The sequence below is a fragment of the Arenimonas caeni genome, from assembly GCF_003024235.1.
GTDB lineage: Bacteria > Pseudomonadota > Gammaproteobacteria > Xanthomonadales > Xanthomonadaceae > Arenimonas > Arenimonas caeni.
Genome location: NZ_KZ679084.1, coordinates 146,909 through 164,568, shown reverse-complemented (window position 1 = coordinate 164,568; position 17,660 = coordinate 146,909). Strand labels below are relative to the sequence as shown.

The window sequence follows — 17,660 nt, the reverse complement described above, 5'->3', positions numbered from 1 at the left end:
GCGGTCGGTCGGGCGCACCATACCGGTGCGTATGTGATGCCGGAGTATGCCTTAAAGACCCGCCGCCGGGGTGGCCGGGGCGGGATCGGCGCAGTCGGGTTGTCCGGCCCGGATCAGGCGCTCCATGGCCAGGCGGCTGCGGGCGTTGTCCTGCAGCGCCAGGGCCCGGCAGTAGTGGGTCCGCGCCTCGGGCAGTCGTCCCCGGCGGTGCAGGGCGAGCCCCAGGTTGTGCCAGCCGCGGGCATGGGCCGGGGCCTGCCGCACCACCTCCGTCCATACCGCCGCTTCATCGCCAAGCACCCGGTGGCGCGCTTGCAGCCCACTCGTTGGCGCCGCGACCAGGCAGGCGAGCAGGGCCGCGGCCACGCCCCGCCGCCAGCCGCCGACGGCGCCCAGCCGGCACAGGCCCCAGGCCAGCGGCAGCGCCAGGCCCCAGGCGGCGAGGTAGAGGTGGCGGTCGTTGGCCGGTTCGGCGCGCGGGACCAGCGAATACATCGGGGCCAGGTGCAGCAGGGCCCAGCCCAGGCCGAAAACGAGCCAGGCCAGGCGACGTCGCCGGCCGCGCTCGCCGGCGAAGCAGGCCAGCGCCGCCAGTGCGACCAGCGGCAGCCAGGCAGGCGCATCGACGGGCAGCACCGGGTCGATCGAGCCCGGCTGCAGGCCGAGCCAGCGCATCCCGAGGTAATGCAGGCCGCGGGCGGCGTCGGGCAGGTGCGTCAGTGGCTCACCATGCGCAAAGGCGCCGGCGAAAAAGGCGCGATAGCCCGGATGGCCGGCCAACACCGCCAGCGCGGCCGCGGCGACCACGGCGGCCAGCGCCAGCGGCAGCCGCCAGCCGTTCGGCGGGGGGGCTGGCGACAGCCACAGCACCAGCGCCATCACGGCCGGCAGTACGACCGCGGTTTCACGCGACGCGAGGGCGAGCGCGAAGGCGACGCCGGCGGCGATGTCCGACGGCAGGTGGCCCGGGCGCCGCAGCCAGAGCAGGAACGAGCCGAGCAGGAACAAGGCCATCAGCGGCGACGAGCGCCCGCTCAGATACGTCACCGCCTCGGCCTGGACCGGATGCAGCGCGAACAGCAGCGCCGCCAGCCAGGCCACCGGCGCCGCCAGCGCGGCCTGGTCCGGCGCCAACCGCGGGAGCAGGAGCCGGCCGATTCGCCACAGCAGCAGGGTATTGCCCAGGTGCAGCAACAGGTTCACGGCGAAATACCCGGGCGGACCGAGCCCGCTGCGCCAGTTGAGCAGGAAGCTGAGCTTGAGCAGCGGGCGGATGCCGTGCGGCGCGTCGGCCCACCACGCGGCCCAGTCGCGGGCCCGCGGGTCGCCCGTGATCACGCGGTAGTCGTCGTAGAGCAGTCCGGCCTGCCAGCCAGGGTGGAAGGCCAGCGCAACCAGCAGCAGGAGCGCCAGGGCGGGCCAGGCCGCCGGATCGAGCAGGCGTGTGCGGGCGATTCTCAGCCCGACGGCCACGACATCCCGTCATCGAGTCGCTCGGGCAGCTTGCATCGTCCGCCGTCCCAACTGACGGCCAGCGACAGCCTGCGCCAGAAATGGCTCTCTTCGCGGGAAGTCTTCCCCGTCGCCCACCCGTCGAACACGTCGGAGCTCACGTGGAGACTGATGATCTTGTCGACATTCTGGCAGCAGATCTCGTTGATCTTCATCACGCCCCCGAAGGCGTTGTCCACCGGAAGGTCGGGTTTCCCCTGGCCCGCGGACTGCCCCGCCATGCCGGCGGCATAGCCGAGCGGGTCGGCGAGATTGATGATCTCGTTGAAGATCAACAGCGCCTTGACGTCGTCGCAGGTCTTGAGTTCGGCCCAGGCCCTTTCCAGCGTCTCCTTGCCTTTCGGCGACACGTAGTCCGGGACGTTCGGCCCGGGTTCGTCGCTGCAGCCCGCCAGAACCATGAAAAGCAGGCCCGCCGTGACCAGGGAAAGCGCGGGGCGGGCGGCGAAACGAGGATGTCCTTGCATGGTCCTCACTCCACGATGATGGGTTGGACGTGCATCACCGCGCTGTTGTCGCCGTTCCAGTAGCGCAGTTCGTAGGTGCCCGGCGCGTCGGGGAGCTTCAGGCTGGCCTTGCGCTGGTCGTAACCCGCGTCGGACTGCAGGCGGCGGCTGGCGAGCACCTTGCCGCGGCCGCCGCGGTCGTTCGGGTCGTGCACCTGCACTTCGTCGTAGCGTGCGCCGGGGCCGGTCCAGCCGATGGTGATGGTCTGGCCGGCGGCGCCGCGCGCCGGGGCGTCGAAGGACACCTGCACCGCGGTCACCTCCAGCGGCTGCACGTGCAGGGCGGCATTGTTGTCGCCGTTCCAGTAGCGCAGCTCGTAGCGGCCCGGGCGGGCCGGCGCGGTCATCGTAACCTGGCGCTGGTCGAAGCCCTTGTCGGACTGCACGCGCTGGTTGTCGATCACCTTGCCGCGGCCGCCGCGGTCGTCCGGATCATGCACCTGCACGTGGTCGTAGCGCGCGCCGGGGCCGGTCCAGCCGACGGTGAAGTAGGACGCGGCCGGCACCAAGGCCGGCGCCTCGAGCGCGACCTCGGCGGCGACCACCTTCAGCGGCCGCGTCGCCAGTTCGGTGTTGTTGTCGCCGTTCCAGTAGCGCAGCAGGTAGTCGCCGGGTTTGGCCGGGGCGACGAGCACGACCTCGCGCTTGCCGGGGTCGCCGTTGTCGAGCACGCGCTTGTTGTCCACCACGTGGCCTCGGCCGCCGCGCGCCGCCGGGTCGAACACCTGCACTTCGTCGTAACGCGCGCCCGGGCCGGTCCAGCCGACCACGATGTTCGAGGCGATGGCCACCTCGTCCGGCGCGGTCAGCGCGACTTCGGCCTCGACCACGCGCAGGGCACGGGTGGCAAGAACGGTACTGTTGTCGCCGTTCCAGTAGCGCAGCTGGTACTCGCCCGGCGTCGCCGGCGCGACGAGCACGACCTTGTTGTCGCCGGCGTCGCCGTCGACGAGTACCCGCTTGTTGTCAACCACGTGGCCTCGGCCGCCGCGCGCGGCCGGGTCGAACACCTGCACCTCGTCGTAGCGTTCGCCCGGGCCGGTCCAGCCGACCGTGATGTTCGAGGCGATGGCCACCTCGTCCGGCGCGGTCAGCGCGACATCGGCCTCGGTGACGGTGATCTCGCGCGTGGCGATGACGCGCGACTGCGCCCCGTGGTAGTAGCGCAGCAGGTATTGGCCCGGTTTGGCCGGGGCGACCAGCTCGACCTGGCGGTCGTCGGCGCGCCGGTCGCCCAGCACGCGCTGGTTGTCGATGACCTTGCCGCGGCCACCGCGGTCGCGCGGGTCGAAGACCTGCACCTCGTCGTACTGGTGCGCCGGGCCATCCCAGCCGACCAGGAACCGCGACGACATCGGCACCGTGGCCGGCGCATCGAGGCTGGCCTCGGGCAGCGGCGCCGGCGGCGGCGCCTCGACCACGGTCTCGGTCAGCGCCGCGGCCAGCCCGTCGGCGTCGTTGGCGGCGATGTAGCGGCCACCGGTGTTTTCGGCCAGGCAGGCCACCTGCTTGCCTTCCTCCGCGCTCAGGCCGAAACCCACCACGTGGGCGGTGAAGTCCACGCCCGATTGCTCGAGCTCGGTGCCCAGGGCGCAGGGATCGGCCTTGCAGGTTTCCAGGCCGTCGGTGATCAGGATCACCGTGGCTTTTTGTTCGGTGAACTTCAGCTCGCCGGCGGCGCGCGAGACCGCTTCCGACAGCGGCGTCATGCCCAGGAACTTCATCGTCGCGGCCGCCTCGGCGATGTCGCCGGCGCTGCCGGTGCGCACCGGCACCACGAGCTCGATGTCGTTGCAGTTGCCTTTCTCGCGGTGGCCGTAGGCCATCAGGCCCAGGGCCAGGTCGTCGGGCGCGTCGGCCAGCACGGTGGCCAGCGTCTCGCGGGCGATCTCGAGCTTGGGCTTGCCGTTGATTTGGCCCCACATCGAGCCCGAGGCGTCGAGCACGATGATGGCGTTTTCGCCGGCCTGGGCCAGGCCGGTGGCAAGGCTGAGCAGGGCGAGCGCGGGCAGCGCGGCGCGGGTCTTCCGGGGCATGGTCGGGCTCCTGGTGGCGACGGGTCGTGACAAGTTAACGTGAAAAGGCGCCGCGGGGCGCCATCACGCCGCCGTGCCCGCCGCGTGGCCGCTGGCCCAGGCCCACTGGAAGTTGTAGCCGCCCAGCCAGCCGGTCACGTCCACCACCTCGCCGATGAAATACAGGCCGGGCTGGTGCTTCGACTCCATCGTCGTCGAGGACAGGCCGTCGGTGTCCACGCCGCCCAGGGTGACTTCGGCGGTGCGGTAGCCCTCGGTGCCGCTGGCGACGATCGGCCAGTTCGCCAGCTGGCGGGCGATGGCCGGCAGCTCGCCATGCGTGTACTGGCGCATCGGCTTGCTGGTGAACCAGCCCTCGCAAAGCCGCTGCGCGAAGCGCTTGGGGAAGACGTCGCCGAGCACCGTGCGCAGTTCGGCGGCGGGCTCCTCGCGCTGGCGTTCGAGCAGCCAGTCGGCGATCTCGTGCTCGGGCAGCAGGTCGAGCAGCAGTTCCTTGCCCGGCTCCCAGTACGAGGAGACCTGCAGGATGGCCGGCCCGCTCAGGCCGCGATGCGTCACCAGCATCGCGTTGTCGAAACGCGCCTTGCCGCAGCGTGCCGACACGTGGAAGGACACGCCGGCCAGGTCGGCATAGTGCTCCAGGTGCTTGCCGCTGAGCGTCAGCGGCACCAGGCCGGCGCGCGTGGGCAGCACGACGTGTCCGAAGGCGCGCGCCAGCTCGTAGCCGAAGCCGGTGGCGCCCATCTTCGGGATCGACAGCCCGCCGGTCGCCACCACCAGCGATGGGGCGCGCCGCTCGCCCAGGGCGGTGCGCAGCCGGAATCCACCGCCGGGCAGCGCGGCCACGTCATCGACTGCGCAGTTGGTGTCGATGCGCACCCCGGCCTCGGCGCACTCGGCCAGCAGCATGGCCACGATCTGCTTGGACGATTCGTCGCAAAACAGCTGTCCCAGCTCCTTCTCGTGGTAGCCGATGCCGTGCGCCTCGACCATGGCGATGAAGTGTTCGGGCCGGAAACGCGCCAGCGCCGACTTGCAGAAGTGCGGGTTGGCGGACAGGAAATTCGCCGGCGTGGTGCCGGTATTGGTGAAATTGCAGCGGCCGCCGCCCGACATCAGGATCTTCTTGCCGCAGCGGTTGGCGTGCTCGATGACGCGCACGCGCCGGCCGCGCCGGCCGGCGGTGAGCGCGCACATCAGGCCGGCGGCACCACCGCCGATCACCAGGACATCGTCTTCCATGGGCGCGACTGTAGCCGCTGGCGCGCCGGCGCGACTATCCTCGGGGCCATCGGATGACAGCGAGGGCGGGGCGATGGCCGTGAAGAAGGTGCTGGCGGGATGCCTGGTGGTGGTGCTGGTGGCGATCGTCGGCCTGGCGGCAGCCTGGTGGTTCGTGCTTCGCCCGATGTGGAACGCGGGACTCGAAGGCGCGAAGGAATGGATCAGCGCCGTTGACCTGGGCAACGACATCACCAACCAGTCGCCCTACGACCCGCCCGCCGATGGCCGCATGAGCCAGGCGCAGGTGGACGCCTTCATCCGCGTGCAAAAGCGCATCGCCGCCGACATGGGCCCGGACCTGGCCCGGCTGGCGCAACAGGCCGGCGACGCCGCCAACGACCGCGCCTCGGGCGACACCGCGCCCTCGCTGGCCGACCTGGGCAATGCCTACGGCGAGCTCTCCGGCACGGTCACGAAACTGCGCGCGGCCCAGGCTGCCGGCGTCAACGAAACGGGGCTGTCGCGCGAGGAATACGCCTGGATCCGCCGGCAGTCGATCGCGGCGATGTCGCAACTGGTGCCGATGCCCAGCGCCGGCGACGTCGCCGGCATGGCCGGCCTGCCGGGCCTGCCCGGCTTCACCGGCCCCGACCCCGACGACGAAACCGCCCAGGCCGCCGCCCGCCACAACGCCGCCCTCCTGCGCCCGCACTTGCCCCTGCTGCGCGAAACCCTCGGCGCCATGCCCTGATCCCCGCCCCCTGTTGGAGGGCCTTCAGGCCCGAAGCTTTTGCTGTGTCCGGTTCGGCCGCTCGGGGCTTTCGCGAGTGGAGGCGCCGTGCATTCGCCCCGGCCGACACGCCGTGAACCCATCCATGGGGTCTCATCGGCGACGTCCATGTCGCCGATGGTCGGCCGGGGCGAACGCACGGCACCTCCTCGAACCTGTCGTCGTGGCCGAGAGGAGAGCAGGAGCGGAAGGCATCCAGCCGTCACTCGCGTCACGGCTCTTTCGAGTCGCCACCAAGCCGTGTCCCTGGAGGCCGCCCGCTGCAATCGGAGCGACGGCGCGTTGCGTGAGGGGGTTCGAAGCGGAGGGCAGGAGCCCGTAGCGACCGGCGTTTGTGCCGGGCAGGATGCCCAAATGCCGCAGAGCGCATGGATGCGCGGGAGCGGCCTGCCAAGGATGGCGTTTAGCAAGACGACGGGCGATACCCCCTCACGCAACGCGGCGGCGCCACTCCGGTGGTTTCCCGGCCGGAAGGGTCAGCGCGAGCAAAGTGCTTCGCGCCTGAAGGCGCTCCTACAGGAGCGCGTGGGGTCAGTCGGGGCGGGGGCCTTTGCGGTGGGGCTTTTTCGGGCCGAAAGGCTTGCGGTCGCCGAAGTCCTTCTTCGGGCCGAAGGGCTTCTTGCCGGCGAAGGGCTTCTTGCCCGCGGTCTTGCCGGCGGTGTCCGGCGGCTCGCCGTCGCGGGTGATGCGCAGCTGCTGGCCGGCGCACCAGACCGTCTTGAGGTGGCTCATCACGTCGGCCGGCATGCCCTCGGGCAGGTCGAGCAGCGTGTGGTCCTCGAAGATCTCGATGCGGCCGATGTGCTTGGCGTCGAGCCCGGCCTCGTTGGCGATCGCGCCGACGATGTTGCCCGGCTTCACCCCGTGGTCGTAGCCCACCTCGATGCGGAAGGTCTGCTTGCCCTCGTCGGGCGTGCGCGCCACGCGCTCCTTCTTCGGGTAGGCCGGGCGCTCCGGGCGCTCGCCGCGCTCGCCGCGTTCGAAGCGCGAGGGCTTGGCGAACCGGTCGGTGGCGGCCTGCACGTCGCGTTCGAACGCGCGCCGCTTGGCCTCGAACTTCGGCGGCTCCATCAGCAGCGGCACGTCGCCGCGGGCCAGCTTGGCCAGCGCCGTGGCGATCTCGATCGCCGGCACGTTCATCTCGCGCTCGTAGTCCTCGATCAGCTTGCGGAACTCGGCCAGCTCGCCCGAGGCCAGCGTGTCGGTGATCTGCTGCTTGAACTTGGCGATGCGCACGTCGTTGACCGCCGCCACGCTCGGCAGCTCCATCGGCGTGATCGGCTGGCGGGTGGCGCGCTCGATCGCGCGCAGCATGCTGCGCTCGCGCGGGGCGATGAACAGGATCGCCTCGCCGCTGCGGCCCGCGCGGCCGGTGCGGCCGATGCGGTGCACGTAGCTTTCGGTGTCGTAGGGCACGTCGTAGTTCACGACGTGGCTGATGCGGTCCACGTCCAGGCCGCGGGCGGCGACGTCGGTGGCGACCAGGATGTCGATCTTGCCGGCCTTGAGCTGCTCGATCGTGCGCTCGCGCTGCGCCTGCGCCACGTCGCCGTTGATGGCGGCGGCGGAGAAGCCGCGGGCCTGCAGCTTTTCGGCGAGTTCGTCGGTGGCCTGCTTGGTGCGGGCGAAGACGATCATCGCGTCGAAGGGCTCGGCCTCGAGGATGCGGGTGAGCGCGTCGAGCTTGTGCAGGCCGCTGACTTCCCAGCTGCGCTGGCGGATGTTCTCGGCCGTGCGGGTCTTGGCGGCGATGGTCACTTCCACCGGGTCGCGCAGGTAGGTCTGGGCGATGCGGCGGATCGGCGCCGGCATGGTGGCCGAGAACAGCGCCGTCTGGCGCTCGGCCGGCATCTTCTTGAGGATCTGCTCGACATCGTCGATGAAGCCCATGCGCAGCATCTCGTCGGCTTCGTCGAGCACCAGGGTGCGCAGGCGCGAGAGGTCGAGCGAGCCCTTGTCGAGGTGGTCGATGATGCGGCCCGGGGTGCCCACCACCACGTGCACGCCGCGGCGCAGGGCCTGCAGCTGCGGGCCGTAGCCCTGGCCGCCGTAGATCGGCAGCACCCGGAAGCCGGGCAGGTGGGCGGCGTACTTCTGGAAGGCCTCGGCCACCTGGATGCCCAGTTCGCGGGTCGGGCACAGCACCAGGGCCTGCGGCGAGGCCTGGGCCGGGTCGAGCCGGGCCAGCACGGGCAGGGCGAAGGCGGCGGTCTTGCCGGTGCCGGTCTGGGCCTGGCCGAGCACGTCGTGGCCGGCGAGCAGGTGCGGGATGGTCTGGGCCTGGATCGGCGAGGGCGATTCGTAGCCCACGTCGGCCAGGGCCTTGAGCAGGCCCTCGCCCAGGTCGAGGTCGCGGAAAAGCAGGGGCGCGTTCGGCGCCACGTTCGTGGAGTCGTTCATGGGAAGCCTGGTGGAGTCGGGGAGCTTCGCATTCCGGCACACCACGGACACGAAGGAGACCCGCGCATTGTAGCGCAAGGGCGACGCAAGCGCCTGAACCGCCTTGGTATTGCGGCCCCGGGCCAATGCCGGAATCATGGGCGCCCGACCCGATGCCGGAGGACGACGATGCGAACCCAGTGCTCGAAGCTGCTCCCGATGGCCCTGGTGGCCCTGCTGGCCGCCTGCGCCACCGCGCCCACCGGCCGCAGCCAGTTCATCCTGGTCTCCGACGCGGACATGGACCGCATGGGCGCCAGCGCCTTCGACCAGATCAAGGCCGGCGGCAAGCTGGCCAAGGACCCGGCCCGCCAGCGCCAGCTGCGCTGCATCACCGATGCGCTGGTGGCGGTGCTGCCGCCGGAGCATCGCGGCAAGGCCTGGGAGGTCGTCCTGGTGCAGGACGACAACCCCAATGCCTTCGCCCTGCCGGGCGGCAAGGTCGGCGTGCACACCGGCCTGTTCAAGGTCGCCACCGACCAGGACCAGCTGGCCGCCGTGGTCGGCCACGAGCTCGGCCACGTGGTCTCGCGCCACGCCGCCGAGCGCGTCTCGCAGCAATTTGCCGCCGAGACGGCCCTGAACGTGCTCAACTCCGCCACCGGCGGCGAGCGCCAGCAACTGCTGGGCCTGCTGGGCGTGGGCGCCCAGGCCGGCGTGCTGCTGCCGTTCTCGCGCCGGCACGAATCCGAGGCCGACCTGCTGGGCCAGCGCTACATGGCCCAGGCCGGCTTCGACCCCCAGGCCGCGGCCACCGTCTGGGAGAACATGGTGCGCGCCACCGGCGGCAACCGGGTGCCGGCCTTCCTCTCCACCCACCCCGACCCGGAGGCGCGCATCAAGGTGCTGCGCGCCTCGGCCCCCGGCCTGATGGCCACCCGCGACCAGGCCCGCACCGCGGGCCGGCGGCCCAACTGCCGCTGACGCGGCCAAGGACGACCGACCGATGTACCTGTGGACCAAGCTCTTCCACCTGCTGTTCGTGATCGCCTGGATGGCGTGCGTGTTCTACCTGCCGCGCATCCTGGTCAACCTCGCCGAAGCCGGCGCCGACGCGGCCGTGCGCGAACGCCTGGGCCTGATGGGACGGCGCCTGTACCGCTTCGGCCACGTCATGTTCGGCATCGCCCTGCTGCTGGGCCTGACGCTGTGGCTGCACTTCCGCATGGGCGTCGGCCAGGGCTGGGTGCACGCCAAGCTGATGCTGGTGGTGATGCTGCTGCTGCATTTCGTCTTCACCGGCCGCTGGATCAAGCGCGCGGTGGCCGGCGCCGCGCTGCCCTCGCCGACGGCGCTGCGCTGGTTCAACGAGATCCCGCTGCTGCTGGCGATCCCGGTGCTCTGGCTGGTCTATTTCAAGCCGTTCTGAGGCTCAGGCCCGGTGGCGCGGGCGCAGCTCGCGCCAGGCCACCACCACCAGGGTGAAGACGGTGAGCGGGATCACCACCACCGACATCACCAGGCTGAATTCGTCCAGGGCCGCATGGTCCCGGGCGAACAGCACCAGGTAGGTGACGTAGAAGACGTAGTAGGCCAGGAACAGCGCGCCTTCCGCGCGCCCGATCCGGTGGCCGGTGAACAGCACCGGCAGGCACGCCACCGCCACCGCGAACATCACCGGCAGGTCGAAGGCCAGCAGCGCGCCCGGCACGCCCAGGCCCTGTGGCGCCACCAGGGCGCTGATGCCCAGCACCGCCAGCAGGTTGAAGATGCAGCTGCCGATGACGTTGCCCACGGCGATCTCGCGCTCGCCGCGCGCGGCCGCGACCACCGAGGTGGCGACCTCGGGCAGCGAGGTGCCGGCCGAGACGATGGTCAGGCCGATGACCAGCGGGCTCACGCCCAGGGCGGTCGCCATGTCGATGGCGGCGGCCACCAGCCAGCGCGAGCCCAGCACCAGCAGCGCCAGGCCCGCGACGATCAGCAGCAGCTGCACCCACAGCCGCGACAGCCAGGGTGAGTCCGCGCCCACCACGAGCGGATCCTCGAGCTCGGCCGGCGCGGCGCGCCGGCTCGACCAGTAGAGCAGGCCCGTGTAGGCCACCAGCAGCAGCACCAGCACCGCGCCGTCGCCGCGGGAGATGTCGCGGTCGAAGGCCATGCCGCCGACCAGCAGGCTCGCCGCGATCAGGATCGGTACGTCCTGGCGCACCAGCTGGCGGTCGACCACCAGCGGCGCCACCAGCGCCGACAGGCCCAGGATGAACAGCACGTTGAAGATGTTGCTGCCCACCACGTTGCCCAGGGCCAGGTCGGCCTGGCCGCCGAGGGCCGACTTCACCGAGATCGCCAGTTCCGGTGCGCTGGTGCCGAAGGACACCACGGTCAGGCCGACCACCAGGGGCGCGATGCCGAGCGAGAGGGAGAGCCGGGAGGCGCCGCGGACCATCAGTTCGGCGCCGAGGATCAGCAGGGCCAGGCCGGCCAGGAAAAGCAGCAGGGTCATGGAACCTCCGGGAGGAGCGTGCATTATCACGGAACGGTGTGTTTCCGCCCGTGACGAAGCGCGTGACCGGCCACCGGCGGCCGGCTATGGTCGGGAGCCGACCCCGAGCAGCCCTCCCCATGGCACTGGCCTCCGCCTGGTTCCGCATTCCCTTCTGGCAGCGCGTGCTGGCCGGCTTCGCCCTGGGCGCGCTCGCCGGCTGGGCCCTGGGCGCCGACGCCGCCACCTGGTTCGAGCCCCTGGGCACGCTCTACGTCACCCTGATCAAGATGATCGCCACGCCGCTGGTGTTCTTCGCGGTCATCAGCGCCGTGTCGGGCCTGGCCGGGCAGAAGTCCATCGCCGCGCTGGGCGGGCGCACCTTCCTCTGGTTCGCCGTGACGGCCGCGCTGGCCGTCGCGGTGGGCCTGGGCACCGGCCTGCTGCTGCGGCCGGGCGAGGGCCTGGGGGCCCTGGCCATGGCCGCCGACCACCAGGTGCGCGAGGTGCCCGGCCCGGTGCAGGTGCTGCTCGACGTGGTGCCGGCCAACCCCTTCAAGGCCCTGGCCGAGGGGCGCATCCTGCAGGTGATCTTCTTCGCCGGCCTGCTCGGCTTCGCGCTGGTGAAGCTGGGCGGGAAGGCCGCGAAGCTGCGCGCGCTGGCCGGCGAGGCCAGCGAGGCGATGATCCAGGTCACCCGCTTCGTGCTTGAGTTCACGCCGATCGGCACCTTCGGCCTGATCGCCGCGCTGGTGGGCACCTATGGCTTCGAGCGGCTGCTGCCGCTGGGTGGTTTCGTGGCGGCGCTGTTCATCGCCTGCGCCCTGCACATCGTGTTCGTCTATGGCGGCCTGCTGCTGGCGCACGGCCTGAACCCGCTGAAGTTCTTCCGGGGCGCGGCGCCCGCGATGCAGGTGGCCTTCGCCACCTCGTCGAGCTTCGGCGCGCTGCCGGTGTCGCTGCGCGCGGCCGTGCACAACCTCGGCGTGAAGCAGGAGTACGCGGCCTTCGCGGTGCCGCTGGGCGCGAGCATCAAGATGGACGGCTGCGGCGCGATCTATCCGGCGCTGGCCTCGCTGTTCATCGCCCAGTACTTCGGCATAGAGCTGAGCCTGGCGCAGTACCTCGCCATCCTGCTGGCCTCGGTGCTCGGCAGCTTCGGCACCGCCGGCGTGCCCGGCACCGCGGTGGTGATGGCCACGGTGGTGCTGAGCGCCGCCGGCCTGCCGCTCGAGGGCCTGGGCTACCTGCTGGCCATCGACCGCGTGCTCGACATGATGCGCACGATGACCAATGTCACCGGCCAGGTGCTGGTGCCGGTGCTGGTGGCCCGCGAGACCGGGCTGCTGGACAAGGCCGTCTACGATGCCGCGCCGAGCAACGTCGGGCTCGAGGCGGGGAGCCCCCGGCCGTGAGCCCGCGGGCACGCGCCACCGGCGCCGGCTTCGGCGCGGTGCTGCTGTGGTCGACGCTGGCGGTGCTCACCACCGCCACCGAAGGCATCCCGCCGTTCCAGCTGCTGGCCCTGGGTTTCGGCTTCGCCGGCGTCGCCGGCACGGCGCTGCTGCTGCGGCCCGGCGGTCCGGGCCTGGCCGCGCTGCGCCAGCCGCCCGCGGCCGCGCTGCTGTGCATCGGTGCGCTGTTCGGCTACCACGCGCTGTTCTTCCTCGCGCTCAAGCGCGCGCCGGTGGTCGAGGCCAACCTGCTCAACTACCTGTGGCCACTGCTGATCGTGGTGTTCGCGGCCCTGCTCGGCGGCAGCCGGGTGCGCGCCGGCCAGTGGCTGGGCACGGCGCTGGGCCTGGCCGCGGCCGTGCTGCTGGTCACCCGCGGCGGACGGCTCGACCTCGACGCGCGCCACGCCCTGGGCTACGCGGCGGCGATCGGCGCCGCGCTCACCTGGGGCCTTTATTCCGTGCTCAACCGGCGCTTCGGCGACGTGCCCAGCCAGGCCATGGCCGGTGCCTGCCTCGCCGTGGCCGTGCTGGGCGGGCTGGTGCACCTGGCGGTCGAGACCAGCGTGGCGCCGACGCCGGCGCAGTGGCTGGCGATCGCCCTGCTTGGCCTCGGGCCCACCGGCGCCGCCTTCTGGCTCTGGGACATCGGCACCAAGCGCGGCGACCTGGCCACGCTGGGCACGCTGTCCTACGCGGCGCCGCTGCTGTCCACCGGCTGGCTGCTGCTGGCCGGGCAGGCGCGGCCGCACTGGAGCCAGGCGGTGGCGCTGGCCCTGCTGGTGGGCGGTGCCTGGCTCGGGGTGCGCGGTGGCCGCCGGGCGTGACCTTCGCCACGGTGGGCGGGCCGGGCGGGCGGGTTAGGATCGCGGGGTCCCCTGCCACGAGCGAGCCGATGATGACGCATTCGCGACCCCTGCTTTCGCTGGGCCTGCTGCTGGCCCTGCCAGCCCTGGTCCAGGCCTCCGACCGCTGGGAGATCCCGGTGGCGGTAAAGACCCTCGACAACGGCCTGACCGTGGTCGTTTCCCCCGACGACAGCGCCCCCGTGGTGGGCGTGAGCGTGGTCTACAAGGTCGGCATGCGCCAGGAGCCGCGCAACCGCACCGGCTTCGCGCACCTGTTCGAACACCTGATGTTCGAGGGCACGCCGGTGGCGGGCGAGGGCGTGTTCGACAAGGTCATCACCTCCGGCGGTGGCCGCAACAATGGCTCGACCCGGCCGGACTTCACAAATTACATCGAGGTCGCGCCGGTGTCCGCGCTCGAGCCGATCCTGTGGCTCGAGGCCGACCGCATGACCACGCTCGACTTCAACGAGCGCACCCTGCGCAACCAGCAGGACGTGGTGAAGGAAGAGATCCGGGTCAACGTGAAGAACCAGCCCTACGGCGGCTTCATGTGGCTCGACATCAACCAGCAGGCTTTCCAGAAGTGGGAGAACAACCACGACGGCTACGGCAGCTTCCAGGACCTCGAGGGCGCCACGGTCGAGGACGTCGCGGCTTTCCACCGCGACTACTACGGCCCGAACAACGCCGTGCTCTCGATCGCCGGCGACGTGACGGCGGAGGAAGGCTTCGCGCTGGCCGAGAAGTACTTCGGCGGCATCGCCGCGCGGCCGACGCCGGCGCGCCCGGACGTGTCCGAGCCGATCAACACCGGCGAGAAGCGCATCACCCAGCCCGACGCGCTGGCGCAGGTGCCGGCGCTGGCCGTGGGCTGGAAGATCGCCGAACGCGGCAGCCCCGACCACGCGCCCACCGCGGTGCTGGCCGAGGTGCTGGCCGGCGGCGACGCCTCGCGCATGTACCTGGGCCTGGTGAAGGGCCGGGAGATGGCCATCAGCGGCCAGTACCTGTTCGGCCTGACCAGCCCCTGGGAGTTCGACGGCCCGACCCTGCTGACGCTGTTCGCACTCTACAAGCCGCAGTACACCGCCGACCAGCTGCTGGCGGCGCTGGACGAGGAAATCGCCCGCATCGCCGACGAAGGCGTGGGCGACGAGGAGCTGGCGCGCGTCAAGACCCAGATGCTGGCCGACTGGAACAACGGCCTCGAGAGCTTCCTCGGCCGCGCCGACACGCTCGCGCGCCTGCAGGCGATCTGGGGTGACGCCGCCGTGGCCAACCAGATCCCCGGCTGGATCGAGGCCGTCGACTCCGAAGACCTGCAGCGCGTCGCGCGCAGCTACCTCACGGCGCAAAACCGCACCGTGATCGACCGCAAGCCCGCCGCGATGCTCGATGCGGCCGCCACCGCCGCCGGCCAGGAGTGAAACCATGAACCTTCGACTGAACCTGGCCGCCCTGTGCGTCGCCGCCGCGCTCGCCCCGGCCGCCTTCGCTTCGGCGCCCGTGGCGATGCCGGCCGACCTGCCGCCCTTCGCGCCCGATCGTCCGCTGCCGGTGCCCGAGGTCGCGCGCCACACGCTCGACAACGGCCTGCAGGTCTGGATCGTGCCGCGCGACGGCGTGCCGCGCGTGGATTACGTGCTGGTGTTCCGCAATGCCGGCCTCGCCGCGGACGCGCCGGAAACACCGGCCTTCGCGTCCATGCTGGCCGGCCTGCTCACCGAAGGCACCGCCGCGCGCGACTCGCGCGAGATCGCCGAGCAGGCCCAGGGCCTGGGTGGCGGCATCGGCGGTTATGCCGCCACCGACGGCCTGGCGATCAACGCCAACTCGCTGCCGTCCAAGGCCGCCGAGATGGCGGCGCTGCTGGCCGAGGTGGCCCGCACGCCGAATTTCCCGCAGGCCGAGATCGACCTGGCCAAGGCCAACGCGCTGCAGGGCCTGAAGGCCTCCGAAGCCCAGCCCGGCTTCCGCGCCGAACGCGCCATGCTCGCCGCGCTCTACGGCGACCATCCCTACGCCCGCACCCAGGCCACCGAAGCCGGCATCGCCGCGGTCGACCGCGACACGTTGGTGGCCGAACACGCCCGCCGCCTGCGCCCCGACAACGCGCTGCTGGTGATTGCCGGCCGCATCGGCGAAGACGAAGCGCTGGCGCTGGTGAAGCAGCACTTCGGCGACTGGCGGGCCGAAGGCGAGCCGCCCGCGCCGACGGCGATGGCCCGCAACGGCGCCGCGCCCACGCGCGTGCTGCTCAAGCGCGAAGGCAGCGTGCAGTCCACGGTGCGCATCGGCCGCCCGGCCATCCGCGCCACGCACCCCGACAGCCTGCCGCTGGAGCTGGCCAGCACGGTGCTGGGCGGCAGCTTCTCCAGCCGCCTGATGCAGAACCTGCGCGAGGACAAGGGTTACACCTACGGCGCGCGACTCGGCCAGCGCCGGTTGGCCTCCGGTGGCGCCCTGGTGTCGAGCGCCGACGTGCGCAACGAGGTGACCGGCGCCGCCGTCTCGGAGTTCTTCGCCGAGTTCAACCGGCTGGCCAACGAGCCGGTGCCGGCCGCCGAGCTGGAGATGAACAAACGCTACGTCGCCGGCAGCTACCTGATCTCCAACCAGCTGCAGCGTTCGGTGGCCGGCTCGCTGGCCGGCAACTGGCTGCTGGGGCTGCCGCCGGAATACATCGCCGAATACGTGCCGCGCATCCGCGAGGTCACCGCCGAACAGGTGCAGGCGATGGGCCGCAAGTACTTCCAGCCGGCCCAGCAGTCGATCGTGGTGGTCGGCGACGAGGCGGTGCTCGATCAGCTCAAGCCCTACGGCGAGTTCAGGCTCGCCGACTGAAGCAAAGGGGACGGGTGCAATAAAGAAGGGGGTCAGGTTCACTTAAGGCACTTAAGTGAACCTGACCCCCTTCTTTATTGCACCCGTCCCCGGGGGTGGTTCGTCCCCGGGGCCGGTTTGTCAGTCGGCGGCGCGCTGCCGGCGCTCGCCGCCGCCGCGCGGGCCGTGGCCCTTGGGGCCGGCGTGGGCGTGGCGATCACCACCGCCGCGCGGACCGCGACCACGCGGGGCGGCACCGTCGCGACGCGGCGGGCGCTGGCCGGACGGGCGACCGCGCGAGGCGTTGTCGTTGCCCATGCGGATGCCCGTGCTGGGCACGTAACCCTCGACTTCCTTCATGGCGATGTCGGCCTTGAGCAGGCGCTGGATCGCGCGCAGCAGGCCGCCTTCGTCCGGGGCCACCAGCGACACCGCTTCGCCGCTGGCGCCGGCGCGGCCGGTGCGGCCGATGCGGTGCACGTAGTCCTCGGCCACCATCGGCAGGTCGAAGTTGATCACCAGCGGCAGCAGCGGGATGTCCAGGCCGCGCGCGGCCACGTCGGTGGCCACGAGCACGCGCGCCTCGCCCGACTTGAAGTCGCGCAGGGCCTTCAGGCGCTGGGCCTGGCTCTTGTTGCCATGGATGGCGACGGCCGGGATGCCCGACTTCTCGATCTGCTCGGCCAGGCGGTTGCAGCCATGCTTGGTGCGGCCGAACACCAGGATCTGGTCCTGGTGGCGCCGGCTGAGGATGTCGATCAGCAGGTCGCGCTTGCGCGAGGTGTCCACTGGGTGGACGACATGGCTGACCGAGGCGGCGGTGGCGTTGACCGGCGTCACCTGCACCTGGCGCGGGTCCTTGAGCAACTCCAGCGCCAGCTTCTTGATGCTGTCCTCGAAGGTGGCCGAGAACAGCATGGTCTGGCGGGCCTTGGGCAGGTGCGAAAGCACGCGCTTGATGGCCGGCAGGAAGCCCATGTCGAGCATGCGGTCGGCTTCGTCGAGCACCAGCACTTCGATCTGCGAAAGGTCGGCGCTGCGCTGCTGGAGGTGGTCGAGCAGGCGGCCCGGGCAGGCCACCAGCACGTCGACGCCGCGGCGCAGGGCTTCGATCTGCGGCTGCATGCCGACGCCGCCGTAGACGGTGGCGGTGTTCATGCGCAGGTGCTTGCCGTAGCTGCGCAGGCTGTCGTTGACCTGCACGGCCAGCTCGCGGGTGGGGGTGAGCACCAGCGCCCGCGGCTTGCGCGGACCGCGCATCGGGCCGGCCTTGGCCAGGCGGTGCAGCACGGGCAGCGCGAACGCCGCGGTCTTGCCGGTGCCGGTCTGGGCGCCGCCCATCAGGTCGTGGCCGGCCAGCGCCAGCGGGATCGCCTCGGCCTGGATCGGGGTGGGGGTGGTGTAGCCGACGTCCGCCATCGCGCGGACGAGCTCGGGCGCGAGCCCAAGGGATTCGAAATTCATGATTGCTCCGTGGTGTAACCCGGAGCGTTCCCTGAAACCGCGCTGCGAGTCCTGCTTCTGTTTTTTGCGCCGGGCCATCATGGCCGGACGAGTTTGCGCAACGAAAGGCGTGCGGAGTGGGGCCTGGCGCAGGACC

General features: G+C 71.5%; 14 protein-coding genes. 7 read left to right on the top strand and 7 right to left on the bottom strand.

Annotation, left to right across the window (positions count from 1 at the left end; translation table 11 throughout):
- Positions 1–51: 51 nt before the first annotated feature.
- The 4 genes from C6N40_RS00855 to C6N40_RS00840 all read right to left on the bottom strand — a co-directional run bounded on the left by C6N40_RS00855 (position 52) and on the right by C6N40_RS00840 (position 5,296).
- Positions 52–1,473: a tetratricopeptide repeat protein gene (locus tag C6N40_RS00855; protein WP_106989111.1), complete on the bottom strand. Its 1,422-nt coding sequence runs from the start codon at positions 1,471–1,473 to the stop codon at positions 52–54.
- Complete coding sequence (locus C6N40_RS00850) at positions 1,458–1,979, bottom strand: hypothetical protein (protein WP_106989110.1); 522 nt, start codon at positions 1,977–1,979, stop codon at positions 1,458–1,460. Before C6N40_RS00850 ends, C6N40_RS00855 begins: the two co-directional genes overlap by 16 nt.
- Before the next feature lie 5 nt (positions 1,980–1,984).
- Positions 1,985–4,054, bottom strand: coding sequence for a VWA domain-containing protein (locus C6N40_RS14225; protein ID WP_205208511.1), 2,070 nt, complete (start codon positions 4,052–4,054; stop codon positions 1,985–1,987).
- Between the two features lie 63 nt (positions 4,055–4,117).
- Positions 4,118–5,296: a BaiN/RdsA family NAD(P)/FAD-dependent oxidoreductase gene (locus tag C6N40_RS00840; protein WP_106989109.1), complete on the bottom strand. Its 1,179-nt coding sequence runs from the start codon at positions 5,294–5,296 to the stop codon at positions 4,118–4,120.
- 73 nt (positions 5,297–5,369) lie between these two features.
- Here C6N40_RS00840 and C6N40_RS00835 point away from each other — a divergent pair, with 73 nt between their 5' ends.
- Positions 5,370–6,029: a hypothetical protein gene (locus C6N40_RS00835; protein WP_106989108.1), complete on the top strand. Its 660-nt coding sequence runs from the start codon at positions 5,370–5,372 to the stop codon at positions 6,027–6,029.
- A 570-nt stretch (positions 6,030–6,599) separates the two neighbouring features.
- Here C6N40_RS00835 and C6N40_RS00830 read toward each other — a convergent pair.
- Entirely contained in the window at positions 6,600–8,468 is a 1,869-nt protein-coding gene (locus C6N40_RS00830) for a DEAD/DEAH box helicase (RefSeq protein ID WP_106989107.1), read from the bottom strand.
- A 168-nt stretch (positions 8,469–8,636) separates the two neighbouring features.
- On the opposite strand from C6N40_RS00830, the gene C6N40_RS00825 reads away from it, so the two are divergent.
- Positions 8,637–9,431 carry a M48 family metallopeptidase gene (locus tag C6N40_RS00825; protein WP_106989106.1) on the top strand — a complete coding sequence of 265 codons (795 nt, stop codon included), beginning with the start codon at positions 8,637–8,639 and terminating at the stop codon, positions 9,429–9,431.
- Between the two features lie 22 nt (positions 9,432–9,453).
- Positions 9,454–9,876, top strand: coding sequence for a CopD family protein (locus tag C6N40_RS00820; protein ID WP_106989105.1), 423 nt, complete (start codon positions 9,454–9,456; stop codon positions 9,874–9,876).
- 3 nt (positions 9,877–9,879) lie between these two features.
- Here C6N40_RS00820 and C6N40_RS00815 read toward each other — a convergent pair whose 3' ends face one another.
- Positions 9,880–10,953, bottom strand: a complete 1,074-nt coding sequence (locus tag C6N40_RS00815) for a calcium/sodium antiporter (RefSeq protein ID WP_106989104.1) — start codon at positions 10,951–10,953, stop codon at positions 9,880–9,882.
- A 119-nt stretch (positions 10,954–11,072) separates the two neighbouring features.
- Here C6N40_RS00815 and C6N40_RS00810 point away from each other — a divergent pair, with 119 nt between their 5' ends.
- From C6N40_RS00810 to C6N40_RS00795, 4 genes are all read left to right on the top strand, one after another.
- Complete coding sequence (locus tag C6N40_RS00810) at positions 11,073–12,347, top strand: dicarboxylate/amino acid:cation symporter (protein WP_106989103.1); 1,275 nt, start codon at positions 11,073–11,075, stop codon at positions 12,345–12,347.
- Positions 12,344–13,213: an aromatic amino acid exporter YddG gene (gene yddG, locus C6N40_RS00805; RefSeq protein ID WP_106989102.1), complete on the top strand. Its 870-nt coding sequence runs from the start codon at positions 12,344–12,346 to the stop codon at positions 13,211–13,213. Before C6N40_RS00810 ends, yddG begins: the two co-directional genes overlap by 4 nt.
- Before the next feature lie 68 nt (positions 13,214–13,281).
- Positions 13,282–14,664: a M16 family metallopeptidase gene (locus C6N40_RS00800; RefSeq protein WP_240183406.1), complete on the top strand. Its 1,383-nt coding sequence runs from the start codon at positions 13,282–13,284 to the stop codon at positions 14,662–14,664.
- Positions 14,665–14,668: 4 nt separating this feature from the next.
- A complete protein-coding gene (locus C6N40_RS00795; RefSeq protein WP_106989454.1) occupies positions 14,669–16,081 on the top strand; it encodes a M16 family metallopeptidase in 1,413 nt (470 codons plus the stop codon).
- Between the two features lie 120 nt (positions 16,082–16,201).
- Here the strand turns inward: C6N40_RS00795 and C6N40_RS00790 are convergent, their stop codons facing one another.
- Positions 16,202–17,524: a DEAD/DEAH box helicase gene (locus tag C6N40_RS00790; RefSeq protein ID WP_106989101.1), complete on the bottom strand. Its 1,323-nt coding sequence runs from the start codon at positions 17,522–17,524 to the stop codon at positions 16,202–16,204.
- Between the last annotated feature and the right edge of the window lie 136 nt (positions 17,525–17,660).

Coding starts and splice junctions, on each gene's coding strand:
- C6N40_RS00850 (WP_106989110.1), bottom strand. CDS start 1,979: ATGCAAGGACATCCTCGTTTCGCCGCCCGCCCCGCGCTTTCCCTGGTC.
- C6N40_RS14225 (WP_205208511.1), bottom strand. CDS start 4,054: ATGCCCCGGAAGACCCGCGCCGCGCTGCCCGCGCTCGCCCTGCTCAGC.
- C6N40_RS00840 (WP_106989109.1), bottom strand. CDS start 5,296: ATGGAAGACGATGTCCTGGTGATCGGCGGTGGTGCCGCCGGCCTGATG.
- C6N40_RS00835 (WP_106989108.1), top strand. CDS start 5,370: ATGGCCGTGAAGAAGGTGCTGGCGGGATGCCTGGTGGTGGTGCTGGTG.
- C6N40_RS00830 (WP_106989107.1), bottom strand. CDS start 8,468: ATGAACGACTCCACGAACGTGGCGCCGAACGCGCCCCTGCTTTTCCGC.
- C6N40_RS00825 (WP_106989106.1), top strand. CDS start 8,637: ATGCGAACCCAGTGCTCGAAGCTGCTCCCGATGGCCCTGGTGGCCCTG.
- C6N40_RS00820 (WP_106989105.1), top strand. CDS start 9,454: ATGTACCTGTGGACCAAGCTCTTCCACCTGCTGTTCGTGATCGCCTGG.
- C6N40_RS00815 (WP_106989104.1), bottom strand. CDS start 10,953: ATGACCCTGCTGCTTTTCCTGGCCGGCCTGGCCCTGCTGATCCTCGGC.
- C6N40_RS00810 (WP_106989103.1), top strand. CDS start 11,073: ATGGCACTGGCCTCCGCCTGGTTCCGCATTCCCTTCTGGCAGCGCGTG.
- C6N40_RS00800 (WP_240183406.1), top strand. CDS start 13,282: ATGATGACGCATTCGCGACCCCTGCTTTCGCTGGGCCTGCTGCTGGCC.
- C6N40_RS00795 (WP_106989454.1), top strand. CDS start 14,669: ATGAACCTTCGACTGAACCTGGCCGCCCTGTGCGTCGCCGCCGCGCTC.
- C6N40_RS00790 (WP_106989101.1), bottom strand. CDS start 17,524: ATGAATTTCGAATCCCTTGGGCTCGCGCCCGAGCTCGTCCGCGCGATG.